We start from the raw sequence: 14,063 nt of genomic DNA on the forward strand, positions 1-14,063 counted from the left end.
GGCCTAACTCCGGCTCCACGAACCGCGTGGGGTTCTGGCCAGCTGCTCACCGCGCGGCCGGTGCGTGCCGCTCGAGGTAGCGCGCGAGTCGATCCTCCAGGTCCCTCGCCGATTCAAAATAGCGCCGTTCGAGCGCGTCGAAAGTCCGCCGCGCTTCATCCGACAACGTGCGCAACGCCTGCTCCCGGAGGCGCGGATCCGTCGGCACACCGCCGGGTCCAAAAACGGCGTTGGCCTGCTCGGCGATTTCCGCCTGGGTGCGCGCTTCGACCGCGCGAAACGCGGCGGGAGCGTGCCGCGCGAGTTCGCCATCGACGGTCTTGAAGTAGCGCTCGAACCCGGCGTTCGCGACTTTCGATTCGAAATGCCAGATGGCCGCGAGCGTCTTCTCCTCTTCGCTCAGGCCGGCAAAGCCCAGTCGCTTGAGGCGGTCCAACGCCCGTTGCATCGCGAGATCGGCATTCATGGCGGCGTGGTTGACGCAAGATGCACGCGCCGCGCCGATCCTCAAATCGCATCGGTCGGCGCACTGCGGGGCACGGCCGTCCCCGCTGCGGCTGCCCCGCGTCTCACGCGGGGCTCGGTTCGATCACCGCGGGTGCGTCGTGTCGATGTGCTGCCCGCGACCAGCCGCGTTCAGCGCGTCGCGTCCGTCCCGGCCGAAGACATGCCGGCATAACACGCGTGGTGCCGCAGGACCTCCCATTCGGCTTCGAGCCAATTGATCAGCGGATACCGGGTCCCGCCATTGCGCTCGCGCGCGAGTTCGTCGGCGCGGCGGGCGATTTGTTGTTCCAACTCCAGCAAAGGATCACCGGCCACAAAGAGATGGTTCATGTTCTGCGACGATCCTACCGACTACGGATCTTATCGTGCATCGGGCCTGCTCCCGGTCTGGCCACCGAGCATTCGGGCACCACGCCGGCGCGGCACTTGCGAGCGGCGGGGCCAGCGTCGCCGGTCCTTGAAGGAGAGCGACTTCAGAAGCCTGGGGCATCGGTCGGGGGCCGGGGTGGGGCTACCGCCCCAGAGGGGCTCAGGATCGTGCCGACCCGAATCTGGGAACGTCTGGCGTGAAATCGATTTGAGACGCCGTGAAGTTCGGACTCGGGTGAAGGAAGATTACAAAACGAACCGCCGGCCTGAACACGGGTCGGTGGTGCCCAGCCGCCGGCTGTAGCTCAGCGCTGCCAGCGATTTCCGCCACATCACCTCCAGTCGAAATGCCGTTCGCCTCCCTCGCGTTTCCGTACTCGCTTTGGTACTTCGCCCGTCGCGCGGGCTCCGGCGACATCGCGCCGACCCCGGCGCGTGACTTGGAGCGAGGCGACAGGGGAATCGACGCTTCACCTGCGGCCGGCCCGGCTCACGCGCGCGGCGGATTGCCGCCGGCGGCCTTTGATGAGCTCCGCGAGACGTTGCGCGCGGTGAGCGGTCGACGCATCACCCTGCTCGTCAATCGCGGCAATCGCGGGGATGGGGTGATCCACCTCGGCGGGCGGCAATTGTTGCGTTCGCTCGATCTCCGTTGGACGGAGGTTTACGAGCCCAGGGCGCCGGAAAAGATTCAGGCCGACGTGCTGCTCGTGTTCGGCAATGGCGCTTTCTGCCGGGCGACGCATTCCCTGATCCCGATCGTCCAGCGCTACGCGGATCAGGTTTCCCGCGTGATCATCCTGCCGGCGTCGTTTGACCTCCGCTGCCCTGCGGTGCGAACGTTTGCCGCGTCCTGGGATGATCGCTACACCGTGTTTTGTCGCGAGCGGCGGAGCTTCGGGGACCTTGAAGCGGCGGGCGTGCGGCCGCGGCGGCTGGCGCTGTCTCATGACCTGGCGTTCCTCGCCGATCTTGGCCGCTGGGCGCGACGACCGCACAGCGGCACCAGCGGAATCTTCCGGCGCGACGGCGAAGCGGTGTTCGACTGGCGGCCGCGCCATCTGCCCGGTACCGACGTTTCGCGTGGACCCGACTCGGAGTCGCACGTGCTCCTCGACTACGTGGCGCGGCACGCGGTGGTACACACCGACCGCACGCACGCCGCGATCACGGCGGCGATGATGGGGCGCGAGGTCTGGCTCTATCGCAATGCCTACTTCAAGAACGAGGCGATCTACGAACACAGCCTCGTCCATTGGCCGCGCGTGCATTTCGTCGGACGGCTGCCGTTCTCGTTCCGTCAGCTGGTGCGGTCCCTCTACTTTCACCATCTGCAGCGCCGGGCCTACAAGCTGCGCCGCCGCTATCGGGGGTGGAAGGAACTGAAACGCCGCGGCGCTTCGGCCGGCCGGCGCTAGCCTTTGCCTCGTGAGCACCCTCGTCTCCCAACCCCGCGCCGACGGCGCGGAGCGACCCAACGATCAGCGCCGCACGGATAAGCCGGCGCTGTCGGTGATCATGCCGGCCTACAACGCCGGCCGGTTTCTCGCTCCGGCGATCGAGAGCGTGCTGAGCCAGACCTGGCGCGACTTTGAGTTCATCATCATCGATGACGGCTCCACGGATGGGACGCGCGAGGCGATCGAGCGCTATGCCGAATCCGACCCACGGATCGTCAGCCGGCCGAATCCCCGCAATCTCGGCGTCACGCCCACCTTGAACCGCGCGATCGCGTTGGCGCGCGCGGAGTGGATCGCGCGGATGGATGCGGATGATCTTTCGCTCCCGCATCGTTTCGAACGACAGATGGCATTGGTGCGGGCGCATCCGGAGGTGGGGCTGGTCACGTGTCCGTTCAACATCATTGACGCCGAGGATCGGCAGTTGCCCGGCTGGCGCGGCATCTGTTTTCAGCAGGAACTGCTGCCGTTCTTTCTGTTGTTCTACAATCGGCTGAACGCGCACGGGCAGGTGCTATATTCGGCGCGGCTGGTGCGCGAGCTCGGCGGCTACCGGGAGCGTTACCTCCGAAGCGAAGCGACGGAACTCTGGATCCGGATGGTGCGCGCCGGCTCGTGGGCGGTGATCCCCGAGCCGCTCTACGCCTGGCGGGCGGCGAATCCCAATTCGGTCACCAAGCAAAACCCGTTTCGTTACGGTGAGTTCAGCCTCATCGCCTGCCAGGAGGAGATCGCCCGCGCGTGCGGGCTCAACGTGAGCCGCGAAGAGATGATCGCGCTGCGGGATTTCTGGGTGAGGTTCGACAGCACGGCGACCGACTGGGATCACGTGGAGCGGCTGCTGGAACAGGTGACGCAGCGCTATTCGCCGCCCCGTCCGGTGCGCCATTGGCGGCGCAAAGTCGCGGTGGCGCAGGCGGGCGGCTGGTTCTCACTGGCCGCGCTCAAGCTCAAACAGCGCCGTTTCGGCGCGGCGGCGGCGCATCTGCGACGCGCGACCCGCGTCGCCGGCTGGGCCCTGCCGCACGCGGCGGTTCAGTTTCTTCGCGAGTATGTCGCCGTCGGCGGGCATCTCGCGCGTCGGGCATAGTCCGGCGGCTTTCAGATGTAGGTCAGAGGTAGGGCTGCCGCTGGCCGGCAGCCGCGAGCCGGTTGAACCGGCAAACTCATTCCCGGCCGGCGGCCAGCGCCGGCCCTACGAACGCAAAGGGCTGTTGACGGAAATGGACGGCGAAAAAAAACCGGCGGTCGGCGGCGGGCTGCGGCTGAGCTACCGGCCTGAAATCGATGGACTGCGCGCGATCGCGGTGCTCGCGGTGGTGTTCTATCACACCCAGCTCCGCATGCCCGGCGGCTACGTGGGGGTGGATGTTTTCTTCGTGATCTCCGGTTTTCTGATCACGAGCCTGATCGCGGGCGAACTCGCGGCGGGGACGTTCTCGCTGGAGCAGTTCTGGGTGCGGCGGATCCGCCGGATTTTTCCGGCGGCGATGGTGACGGTGGCCGCGTGTCTCGTGCTCGGGTTCGTGCTCCTGCTGCCGACTGACTTCGAGGAACTCGGCCGGTCCGCCATCGCGCAGGCCCTGCTGGGGGCAAATTTCTTTTTCTGGAAAACGTCGGGCTACTTCGCGGCGCCGGCGGAAACGAAGCCGCTGCTGCACTTCTGGTCGCTCGCGGTCGAGGAGCAGTTTTACCTGCTGTTTCCCCTGATCCTGCTCGTGCTTCATCGCCGGCGCATGACCCCGGGCAAGCTCGTGGCGGGCGGCGCGATCGTGTCGTTCGCGGTCAGTCTCGTCGGTGTGCGGTGGTTTCCGGACGCCACGTTTTACCTGCTACCGACGCGAGCGTGGGAGCTGGCGCTCGGCGCGTGGCTCGCGCTCCGACGAGGTAAGTTGCCCTTGCCCGGCTTCCCCCGCGCCGGGCTCGGCTGGGCCGGGTTGGCATTGATGGTGACGCCGATGTTTCTCTACACGACGGACACGCCGTTCCCGGGACTGGCCGCGGTGCCGCCCTGCCTGGGAACGCTGCTGGTCATCTGGGCAACCACGAGCGGTGAGTCATCGTTGCGCCGGCTGCTTTCCTGGCGGCCGCTCGTCGCGATCGGACTGATTTCCTACTCGCTCTACCTGTGGCACTGGCCGGTGAAGGTGTTTTCACACTACTGGTTCACCGGCCTGTATAGCCCCGCCTGGATGCGCCTGGCGGTGGTCGTGGTGAGCTTCGGGCCGGCGTGGCTGTCGTGGCGCTATGTGGAACGGCCGTTCCGCCAGCAGCGGCAGTGGGGGTTCGGCCAGCTGCTCTTCCGCGCGGCGATCGCAAGCGGCGTCGTGCTGGTGGCCGGTTGGCTCGTATCCGCGAGCAAGGGCGTGCCGCAGCGGCTGCCCGACGAAATCGCCGGCTACGCGGAGGCCTACACGGATCGCGTCGAACTCGCGGAAGCCGATCTCACTGTCGAGGCCGCGGAGCAGGGCGCGTTGCCGGAGTTGTTTCATACCACGGCAGCCGGACCATCGATTCTGCTGTGGGGCGACAGTCATGCGCGCGTGGTTTCGCCGGCAGTGGAGACAATGTGTCGCGAGCTGCGCGTCGATGGCTACCGCGCGAGTCGCTCGGCGACGGCCTCCCTGTTGGACTGGGGCGAGGCCGACCAGCGCCGCTACAATGCGGCCGTGCTGCGCTGGATCAAAACGCATCGGCCCACCGTCGTCGTGCTCGTCTCGCGCTGGGAAAAGGTGCTGCGCACGCCCGAGGACGAGGCGAGCCTGGTCGCCACCGTCAAGGCGATCCAAGCCGAACGCGTGCGCGTGGCGATCATGCGGCAGGTGGCGTCACAGCGCCGCGAGATCCCCAAGGCGCTGGCGCTGGCCGCGATGTTCGGCGACGATGTCGCGCAAGTGGGCGTCCGCGTGGATCAGCATGCGCGGTTTACCCGCCGCTCGAATCAGATCATCGATCGGGTGGGGCGGGCCGCGCCCGGCGTGGCAGTGCTGGATCCGATCCCGTATCTATCGAAGGACGGGCGGTGTCTTGCCGCGCTCTCTGGACGAGCGCTCTATTATGATTATCAACATCTCACGCGAGCCGGGGCGCGGTTGCTGACGCCGATGTTTGCCTCGTTGGTGCGCTCGATTTCGGTGGCGCCGACCGCTCCGGCGGGAAGGGCGCGTGAGGATCGCGACGCACGCGGCGTGAGCGCCCTACCGCGGACATCGCGCAGGTAGGGCGGGCACCCCGCTGCCCGCTGGGAAGTCGGGTGAGGTGAGCGGTCCCCACGGAGTGAGTGCCCTGCCGAAGGCGCCGGGTCCGCGTTGACAATGTTTTCCGGGAACGCGCGCCCCTGACCGCGAGTCGAACCGCGTGCTTTTCCCCGGGCTATGGTCGGACCGCCGGAGCGGGTGGAAGACAGGCTTTCGGGCCTGGCGTTTACCCTGCCGGGAAAGGCTTGCCTCACCCCCTTGCCCGTGAACACTCCGCTCCGACTACATCCGGACCCCACCCACTGCAAACACTCGTGGGCCCATGCCCACTCGACTCCGCTTACATGGACGACACGCCCGCCAAGGAAAATCCCGCCAAGGATTTCAACAAACTCGATCTGAGCCAGCTCCAGGGTTTCAGCTTCGGCACGCAATGGACGCAGGACAAGGTATCGCCTTCCGAATCGCGGGAGCGCAGTGATCGTCCGCGTCGCGAAGGCGGCGATCGTCGCGAGGGCATGGCGCCGGATCGGCGCGATCGACGGACGTTCCGCCGTCCCGCAGGCGGCGACAGCGCGCCCGGCGGTCCGGCCGGCGGTCCGCAGTCGGAGCAGGCCCCGCGCCGCGAGTATTCCGGCGAACGCGGTCCGCGCCGCGAGTATTCCGGTCCGCGTCGCGAAGGCGGCGAGCGTGGCGGCCCGCGCTACGGCGGCTATGCCGGGCACGCGTCGCGCGAAATGATGGACCGCGGCCCCTACGAGAGCCCATATTTCAGCGTCGCGTTCTATCCGGAGGATACGAGTTTCAACGCGCTGGCAAAAACGATTCGTTCGTCGTGCCGCACGATCGAGTTGTTCGAGATCGCGCGCACGGTGATCGGCAAGGCCGATCGCTTCGTGGTGGTGCTCGCGCGGAAGACGCCCGAGACCGCGCCCGCGCCTGACGCCGCGCAGCCCGCGGCGCGTCCCGCCAAGCAGCCGATTTACCTGTCGGTGCCGGACGGCATTCCGTTCGAGAGCGAGGAAGCGGTGGTCGCGCATGTGTTGAGCAACCACCTCGGCCGGTTCTTCGAACTCGCCGAAGTCGAGGTCGATCCGCCGAAGGGCAACTTCCAGGTGATCAATCGCTGCAGCGTGACGGGCGAGTTGCTCGGGCCGCCGAACTACCATCGCTACGCGCAGATCGTGCAGCAGCATTTCTCGGCGAAGATCACGCGGATGTCGTTCGACGCGTATCGCAGCCGGATCGAGACCGTGCGCGATCCCGAGGTCGTGGCGCAATGGCTGGCTAAGATGAAGACGACGACGCGCTACACGTGGAAGCCGAGCCTTAAGGCCGCGGCCGCGGCGAGCGCGCCGGCGCCGGCACCTGCGGCGGTCGCGACCGAGCCGGCGACGCCGGCCACGGAAGCGGCGGCGGCCGAAGTCGCCGCGCAGCAGGACAGCACGACGCCCGAGACTGCGCCGGCCCCGGTGATCACGTTCGACGCGTTCGAAGATGCCCGGGCCTATCTGCTCGCCAACGCGCGCGAAAAAGTGGTGCGCGCGGTCGAGACGGCGCGCTTCCACGGCAAGCTGCTGGAGCCGATGCCGCCGGGCGAAATCCGCCGGGCGATCGAAGGCGCGTTGGAACGCCAGCGCCGTTTTCCGCTGGATACGGCCAACGCGTTGCGCGGCCGGCTGCGGCGCGAGCATTTCACGATTTTCAAGAAGGGCTCGAAGGGCATCAGCTACGTCTGCGCGGTGAAGCGGAAATTCCGCGTGCCGGGCCAGACGTTCTCCGAGACCATCACGACGCTCATCACCTTCATCGAAGGCTCGCCGATGATTCGCGCGAGCGAGCTGGCGAAGAAATTCCTCGGCATCGACGTGCCGGCTCCTGCCGCGGGAGCCTCGGAAACGCCCGTGGCCGCGGCCGCGGCGCCGAGCGAAGCCGCCCCCGAGACCCCCAAGCCGGACGAGGCTGCGAAGCCTGAGGCGATGCTGACGATCGAACAACGGGCCAAGATCAGCCGGATGCAGGGCGACCTGCGCTGGCTCGTAACCGAAGGCTACGTGACCGAGTTCATCGATGGCCGGCTGTTCGCTCCGCCGCCGATGGTTGAGGCGCGGAAGAAGGAGATCGAGGCGCAGGAACACGATCCGGAAAACTTCCCCGAAGTGGTGCAATCGACGCCGCCGTTTGAGGCCAAGCCTGAAGCTGCGCCGGAAAGCGCTGCGCCGACGGAGGGTGCCGCACCCGCATCGGCCGTCGAGGAGGCGGTGACGGAAGCCGAGGCGCAAGCTGCGGCGCCCGAGCCTCTGCCGGAGTCGGTCTTGACTGAACCGGAACGTCCGCAGGTCACCCGCCCCGAAACGGCGCCGGGTGAGCCGACAGCGCCTGAGTCGTCAGCCCCTGCCGACGAGCCCGTCAAGCCGAGCTCGCCAGCGTAAGCACTCGAGTCGCTCGGGACGCCACTCCGGTGGCGTCCCTTTGGCAGGGAGCCGGAAGCCGCGCCGGTTGTGGCGCAGTCCGCACGGCGAAATCGTGCCGCTCGGCTCTCGGTGCATCGCTGTGCATGCGGCTTCGTTTCAGCGCAAGCGGGAGAGCCGCCCCAGCTGACCACCGACGTTCGCTTGCCTCAGGCGGGCGTGAAAATCCGTGCGAGGCCGTCGTAGGGATCCAGCGCCAGCAGTTCGAAACGGATACACTGCTCGCGCACCAACGGCAGCGTGCCGAGCGCGGCGCGGGCCGCCGCTTCGTCCGGACATTCGAGCAGGAGCACGGCACGGCGATCCGGCCGCGCAAACCAGATTTCGCGGAGCGTGTCCGCTTGCTGCAGCGCCCAGACGGCGCGCGCTTCCGCCTGCAACCACGGACGCATCTGCTCCGCGGTGACTCCGGCGACATCCTGTTCGAGAGCGAGAAATCTCATGGGATTTGTGGCGGCCGGGAAGGCGGTGGCGGGGCGTTTTCAGCGCAGGAGCAACGTATGGCGCTCGTCGGCGGTGATGGCCAACTCCAAGTGCCACGTGTCGGCGGGCAGCCATTCCGCGATGCGATCAGGCCACTCCACGGCGAGGCACCACGGCGTGACGAGAAAATCCTCGAGCAGCAGATCCTCGATCTCGCGGGCGCTTTCGATCCGATAGGCGTCGAGATGCACGAGCGTGCGCGACGGGCCGCGGTGGACGGTGTAGATGTTGAAGGTGGGGCTCGTGACGGGCTCGGGCACGCCGAAGCCGCAGGCGAGTCCCTGCACGAAGGTGGTTTTGCCGACGCCGAGATTGCCGTGCAGGGCGAGCGTCTGGTCGGGCGGAAGGGTGCGGGCAAGTTCGCCGGCGAGCGCGCGGGTTTCGTCGGCGGAGGCCGTAGTCACGCCGGCGCGGAGTCGTTCAAGAATACTCATCGCGATCGCCGCCCTCGGTTAACGCAAGTGTTCGTAGCCGTGGTAGTCGGCGAGATCGATCGCCGTGGCCGGCAGCGCGCCGACGCGCACGAAACGGCCGACGCGCGTCAAGCGCGTGCGCGGAAACGCGTGCCGCCACGCGCGCTCGAAATGCGCGGCGTCAGCCTGCGCGGCGACGGCGAAGACGAGCTCGTAGTCCTCGCCTTCGGTCAACGCCGCGCGCAGGTTCGCCCCGGACCGCCGGGGGAGCGTCGCCGGCTCCAACGCGGCCACACCGCGCGGTGGCGTGAGCGCGTGGATGTCTTTGGCAAGTCCATCGCTCAGGTCCATCATCGCCCGCACCTCGGGCCGGCGCGCGAGCCACGCGCCCTCCTTGAGCCGCGGGGTGAACGAGTAGTGATGTCCGCTGCGCAAGCTGCCGCCGAGGACGCCGGTGACGTAGATCGCATCGCCGAGGCGCGCGCCGGTACGCGTGAGCGTTCGCGGCCCCGTCGCCTCGCCGAGAAGCGTCAGGCTGGCGCCGACCATCCCGTCGGCTTGCGCGATGTCGCCGCCAACGATCGGCACACGGTAGAGCCGCGCGCAGGCGGCAAGCCCACGGTAGAAGGCTTCCAGCCAGCGGCGGCTCACGCGCGCGTCGAGGGTCAACGCGAGCACGGCGGCAGTGGGACGGCCGCCCATCGCGGCGAGATCGCTCAGGTTGCGTCGCAGCAGCTTGGCGCCGACGGCGCGCGGCGGCACGTGATCATTGAAGTGCCGCGGATAAATCACCGGATCCACCGTGATCAACTGCGGTCCGCGCGAAGGTGCGAGCACCGCGCAATCGTCCCCAATCCCGAACGGCGCGCGGGGCGACGTTCGTCCCAGCCAACGCCGGATCGCGGCAATAAGCTTCTCCTCGCCGAGTGCGCCGACGGATTCCCGTCGACTTTTGGAGAATGGATTCACGGAGGGGAGACGGTGAAACGTGATGCGGTAAACGGTGAAACCGTGAAGCGGCGGAGGCCTCGCTTCAGAACGACGTGGGCGCTTCGTCGAGTACGCCGGACAGCAGGATCAAGATCGTGTGCAGGTTGAACAGTGCGTGCGCCACCACAGCGGTCCCGATCCGGCCGGTGTGCTCATAGGCGAGCGAGAAGACCACGGCCAGCGTGACCAGCGGGGCAAAGCTGGCGAGCCCGTCGTGCGTGCTCCAGTTGACGTGCAGCGCCGCGAACACCAGACCCGGCAGCAGCAAGGCGAGCCAGCGCGGAATCCGCGTGCGGAGATAGCGAAAGATCGCCGCGCGAAACAACAGTTCCTCGGCGAGCGGGGCGACGAGCGTGGCCAGCACGATCATGACGCCGAGCAACGCAACCGAATCCGTGGCGCTGAAGAGGCGCAGCAAATCCTGCTGGTCGGCGGGGACGCCCAGCGCCTGCAGCAGCCAAAGCCACGCGATGTTGACCAGCGTGATAATCGGGAGCGCGATCAGAAAGGCGCCGACGCCGCTGAGCAGGCTGCGGCGATCGAATACGGAGCTGATCAGGCTTTGATCGCGGCCTGCCGGCAGCAGCGCCACGCCGCCGAGCAGGCCGAGCTGGAAGCCCGCGCTCGAAACGACGGTCTTGGCGTCGGTGGTCACGGCGAGGCCGTTGAAGGCGAGCCCGGCCACGAGATTGCCGACCATCCCCGCCGCGAAAACGAGGAACACGAAGAGCAGAAAATCAAGCAGCGAGATGTCCCACCGCGGCACGCCCGCGATGCGCGGCTCAACGCGCGCGGCCGGCCGGAGCACGACGCGCCAGAGCAGGATCACGCCTGCCAGCAGCAGGCTGAGCTCAGCGGCGACGACCGCGATGGTGAACGGAGTGACGGGCATTGCCGACGAGTGCGGCGGAAAACTCCGGCCGGCGCAAGCGTGGGGAAGGAGCGTGGGATCAGCGCGCGGATCCCTCTCGGTTGCCGTTAAACCCACGGGCGGGACGCCCATGTGAGTAGGGGAGTTGAAAGCCAACGGCGAAGCGCGACGGGTAGCGACCTGGTAGGGCTGCCGCTCGCCGGCAGCCGAGAAAGCCGACGATTGTGCGTGAGGCGCGGCCGGCGGCGAGCGCCGGCCCTACGTCGCGAGTGGCGAAAAGCTCACGCTTTCCGCTACGACAAACAGGCGGAGCTCAAACGATCCTGCCGTTCGCGTAGACGACACGCCCATCCACGATCGTGGTTTTCACGCGACCGGTGAAGGTGTGGCCGTGCCAGGGCGAGTTGCTCGATTTGCTGAGGCCGGCCTTGGCGTCGTAGCGCCAGGTTTCGGCGGGATCGAACAGACAGATGTCCGCGGGGGCGCCGACCGCGAGCGTACCGGCCTTGAGCTTGAGGATGTCGGCCGGGCGCCGGGTCATCAGGTCGACGACCTGCGGCAGTTTGAACTTCTGCTGCTTCACGAGGACCTCGAGCACGACGGCGAGCGACGTCTCCAAACCGATGATGCCATTGGGCGCGAAATCGATCTCCTTGTCCTTCTCGTAATCGGTGTGCGGGGCGTGGTCCGTGCTGATGCAATCGAGCACCCCGTCGCGCAGCCCGGCGATGATCTCCTGCCGATCCTCCTCGGTGCGCAGCGGCGGGTTCATCTTGAAGTTCGGATCATAGCTGACCAGCGCGGCGTCGGTGAGCGCGATGTGGTGCGGCGTGGCCTCGGCGGTGATCGACACGCCGCGCTTCTTCGCGCGGCGGATCATCTCGACGGACTGCCCGGAGGAGATGTGCTGCAGGTGAATCCGTGCGCCGGTGTAGGACGCGAGCACGATGTTGCGGGCGACGATCAGGTCCTCGGCGGCATTGGGCCAGCCGCGCAGGCCGAGGCGCGTCGAGACCACGCCCTCGTTCATCACCGCGCCCTGGGTCATGGACGTGTCCTGGCAGTGATCCATGAGCGGCAGGTCGAACATCTTCGCGTATTCGCAGGCGCGGCGCATCACCTCGTTGCTCTGCACGCAGTCGCCGTCATCGGTGATCGCCACGACGCCCGCGCGCTGAAGCGAGCCGAATGGCGCGAGCGCCTGGCCCTTCATGCCCACGGTGATGCATCCGGTGGGATGCACCTTCACGACCGCGTCCCGGCGGATCGCGTCGTTGATGTATTGGATCGTGCCGACGTTGTCGGCGGGCGGCGTGGTGTTGGGCATGCACACCACCGTGGTGAATCCGCCGGCGGCCGCGGCGCGGGATCCGGTCGCGATGGTCTCCTTGTGCGACTGACCGGGCTCCCGGAAATGGACGTGGATGTCGACCAGTCCCGGGCAGGCGACGAGCCCGCGGGCGTCGATTTTCTTCGCGCGGCGCTTCGCGTCGCGCGAGAGCGAGTCGACCAGGCGGCCGTCGGTGACGAAGAGGTCGCCGGTGGCGTCGCGCTTGCTGGCGGGATCGATGACCCGGGCGTTTTGGATCCAGAGGGAGGGCATGTTCAATCGTTCTCGTTATCGTTCTCTTTCTCGTTCTCCCCGATCGCCTCCGTTCGCTTGCGAGAACGAGAACGATTAAGAGAACGAGAACGATGGTTACTCGATCGGCGCGACGTTTTCCGGCTGGCCGCCGGCGCAGAGGTAGAGCGCGGCCATGCGGACCGCGATGCCGTTGTTCACCTGTTCCAGGATCACGCTGTGGTCGCCGTCGGCGAGATCGCTGTCGATCTCCACGCCGCGGTTGATCGGGCCGGGGTGCATGATGATCGCCTTCGGGTTCAGCCAGCTCGCGCGGGTCTTGTTCAATCCGAACATGCTGGTGTACTCGCCGAGCGACGGGAAATGGCCGCTCGACTGGCGCTCGTGCTGGATGCGCAGCAGCATCACGACCTCGGCATCGGCGAGCGCCGTGCGCAGGTCGTGCGAGACCTCGACACCGAGATCGGTGAACCAGTGCGGCACGAGCGTCGCCGGGCCGACCAGCGTGACGTTTGCACCGAGCTTCGTCAGCGCGTGAATGTTCGAGCGCGCCACGCGGCTGAAAAGAATATCGCCGAGGATCACGATTTTGCGGCCCTTCAGGCTGCCGAGGTGCTCCTTCATCGTGAACGTGTCGAGCAGCCCCTGCGTCGGATGCTCGTGCGCGCCGTCGCCGGCGTTGATCACGGGAATGTCCAGGATTCGCGAGAGATACAGCGGCGAGCCGGCGGCGGCGTGGCGGATGACGATCATGTCCGCGCCGAGCGCCTGGATGTTCTTGGCGGTGTCGTGCAGCGTTTCTCCTTTGGTCGTGCTGCTGCTGGCGGCGTCGAAGGAAATCACATCGGCGCTGAGCCGCTTGGCGGCCATGTCGAAGGCCATGCGCGTGCGCGTGCTCGGCTCGAGGAAAAGGTTGACGATGGTCTTGCCGCGAAGGGCGGGAACCTTTTTGACGCGGCGGGACAACGTGCGCTTGAAGGCTGCCGCCGTGGCGTGGATTTGGTCGATTTCCTCGCGGGAAAGTTCCTCGAGGGTGAGAAGATGTCGGCGCGTCCAGGGCATGAGATTTTCGATTTCAGGTTGCCGCTTTTCGATTGGCCCCCGCGGGTTCCACGCGAAGCACGTCGGCCGCGGGATCGCGAGGATCGAGTCGGACGACGACTTTTTCGTCGGCGGAGGGCTCGAGCGTCAGCGCGCAGTAATCTGCGGCGAGGGGGAGCCGGCGGCCGCCGCGATCAACGAGGATGGCGAGTTCGACCAGGTCGGGCCGGCCGTGATCGAAGAGCTCATTGAGCGCGGCGTTCACGGTGCGGCCGGAGAACAGCACGTCATCGACGAGGACGACGGTAGCGCCGTTCACGTCGCCGGGGATGTGTGTGGGTGCGAATTCCTTCGGGATCGGATTGCGGCCGATGTCGTCGCGGTGAAACGAAATGTCGATCGTGCCGGACTGCACCGCCAGGCCGGGGCGCAGCTGCGCGAGTCGGACGGTGAGCCGGCGGGCGAGTTCGATGCCGCCGTTGGCGATGCCGAGCAGGAGGAGGCGGCGGGAATGGCCGTGGCGCTCGGCAATGGCGGCGGCGAGCCGCTCGATCGCGGCGTGAATTTCCCGGGCTCCGATCGTCTTGGGTTGGACCACGGGCCTTGGTTGTGACGCTGCGGTGGAGTCCGGTAAAGCGAAATGTCCGCGCGGAAATTGCGCTGGTTAGTGCGCCGCTCG

General features: G+C 67.3%; 13 protein-coding genes. 4 read left to right on the top strand and 9 right to left on the bottom strand.

Features of this window, described 5'->3' with window-relative positions; translation table 11 throughout:
- Window positions 1-46: 46 nt before the first annotated feature.
- Window positions 47-466 carry a DMP19 family protein gene (locus OTER_RS12670; protein WP_012375318.1) on the bottom strand — a complete coding sequence of 140 codons (420 nt, stop codon included), beginning with the start codon at window positions 464-466 and terminating at the stop codon, window positions 47-49.
- Between the two features lie 170 nt (window positions 467-636).
- The gene (locus OTER_RS12675) at window positions 637-837 is read right to left on the bottom strand and encodes a hypothetical protein (RefSeq protein ID WP_012375319.1); all 201 of its coding nucleotides are present in this window, start codon (window positions 835-837) and stop codon (window positions 637-639) included.
- A 386-nt stretch (window positions 838-1,223) separates the two neighbouring features.
- Between OTER_RS12675 and OTER_RS12680 the strand changes: the two genes are divergently transcribed.
- The 4 genes from OTER_RS12680 (at window position 1,224) to OTER_RS12695 (ending at window position 7,965) form a co-directional block, all read left to right on the top strand.
- Window positions 1,224-2,294, top strand: coding sequence for a polysaccharide pyruvyl transferase family protein (locus tag OTER_RS12680; RefSeq protein WP_012375320.1), 1,071 nt, complete (start codon window positions 1,224-1,226; stop codon window positions 2,292-2,294).
- Window positions 2,295-2,304: 10 nt separating this feature from the next.
- Window positions 2,305-3,426: a glycosyltransferase family 2 protein gene (locus OTER_RS24160; RefSeq protein WP_012375321.1), complete on the top strand. Its 1,122-nt coding sequence runs from the start codon at window positions 2,305-2,307 to the stop codon at window positions 3,424-3,426.
- The gene (locus OTER_RS12690; protein WP_083767725.1) at window positions 3,389-5,557 is read left to right on the top strand and encodes an acyltransferase family protein; all 2,169 of its coding nucleotides are present in this window, start codon (window positions 3,389-3,391) and stop codon (window positions 5,555-5,557) included. Before OTER_RS24160 ends, OTER_RS12690 begins: the two co-directional genes overlap by 38 nt.
- A 320-nt stretch (window positions 5,558-5,877) precedes the next feature.
- Entirely contained in the window at window positions 5,878-7,965 is a 2,088-nt protein-coding gene (locus OTER_RS12695) for a hypothetical protein (protein ID WP_012375323.1), read from the top strand.
- Window positions 7,966-8,153: 188 nt separating this feature from the next.
- On the opposite strand, the gene OTER_RS24165 is transcribed toward OTER_RS12695, so the two are convergent.
- The 7 genes from OTER_RS24165 to pyrR all read right to left on the bottom strand — a co-directional run bounded on the left by OTER_RS24165 (window position 8,154) and on the right by pyrR (window position 13,982).
- Window positions 8,154-8,447: a hypothetical protein gene (locus tag OTER_RS24165; protein WP_012375324.1), complete on the bottom strand. Its 294-nt coding sequence runs from the start codon at window positions 8,445-8,447 to the stop codon at window positions 8,154-8,156.
- A gap of 39 nt (window positions 8,448-8,486) precedes the next feature.
- Window positions 8,487-8,921: a tRNA (adenosine(37)-N6)-threonylcarbamoyltransferase complex ATPase subunit type 1 TsaE gene (gene tsaE, locus OTER_RS12705; RefSeq protein WP_012375325.1), complete on the bottom strand. Its 435-nt coding sequence runs from the start codon at window positions 8,919-8,921 to the stop codon at window positions 8,487-8,489.
- Between the two features lie 18 nt (window positions 8,922-8,939).
- Window positions 8,940-9,869 carry a thiamine-phosphate kinase gene (locus OTER_RS12710; protein ID WP_012375326.1) on the bottom strand — a complete coding sequence of 310 codons (930 nt, stop codon included), beginning with the start codon at window positions 9,867-9,869 and terminating at the stop codon, window positions 8,940-8,942.
- 64 nt (window positions 9,870-9,933) lie between these two features.
- Entirely contained in the window at window positions 9,934-10,782 is an 849-nt protein-coding gene (locus OTER_RS12715) for a CPBP family intramembrane glutamic endopeptidase (RefSeq protein WP_012375327.1), read from the bottom strand.
- Between the two features lie 292 nt (window positions 10,783-11,074).
- Window positions 11,075-12,364: a dihydroorotase gene (locus OTER_RS12720; protein WP_012375328.1), complete on the bottom strand. Its 1,290-nt coding sequence runs from the start codon at window positions 12,362-12,364 to the stop codon at window positions 11,075-11,077.
- A gap of 96 nt (window positions 12,365-12,460) precedes the next feature.
- Window positions 12,461-13,405, bottom strand: a complete 945-nt coding sequence (locus tag OTER_RS12725) for an aspartate carbamoyltransferase catalytic subunit (RefSeq protein ID WP_012375329.1) — start codon at window positions 13,403-13,405, stop codon at window positions 12,461-12,463.
- A gap of 13 nt (window positions 13,406-13,418) precedes the next feature.
- On the bottom strand, window positions 13,419-13,982 hold the full coding sequence (pyrR, locus tag OTER_RS12730; RefSeq protein ID WP_012375330.1) for a bifunctional pyr operon transcriptional regulator/uracil phosphoribosyltransferase PyrR: 564 nt from the start codon (window positions 13,980-13,982) through the stop codon (window positions 13,419-13,421).
- Between the last annotated feature and the right edge of the window lie 81 nt (window positions 13,983-14,063).

The sequence above is a fragment of the Opitutus terrae PB90-1 genome, from assembly GCF_000019965.1.
Lineage (GTDB): Bacteria > Verrucomicrobiota > Verrucomicrobiia > Opitutales > Opitutaceae > Opitutus > Opitutus terrae.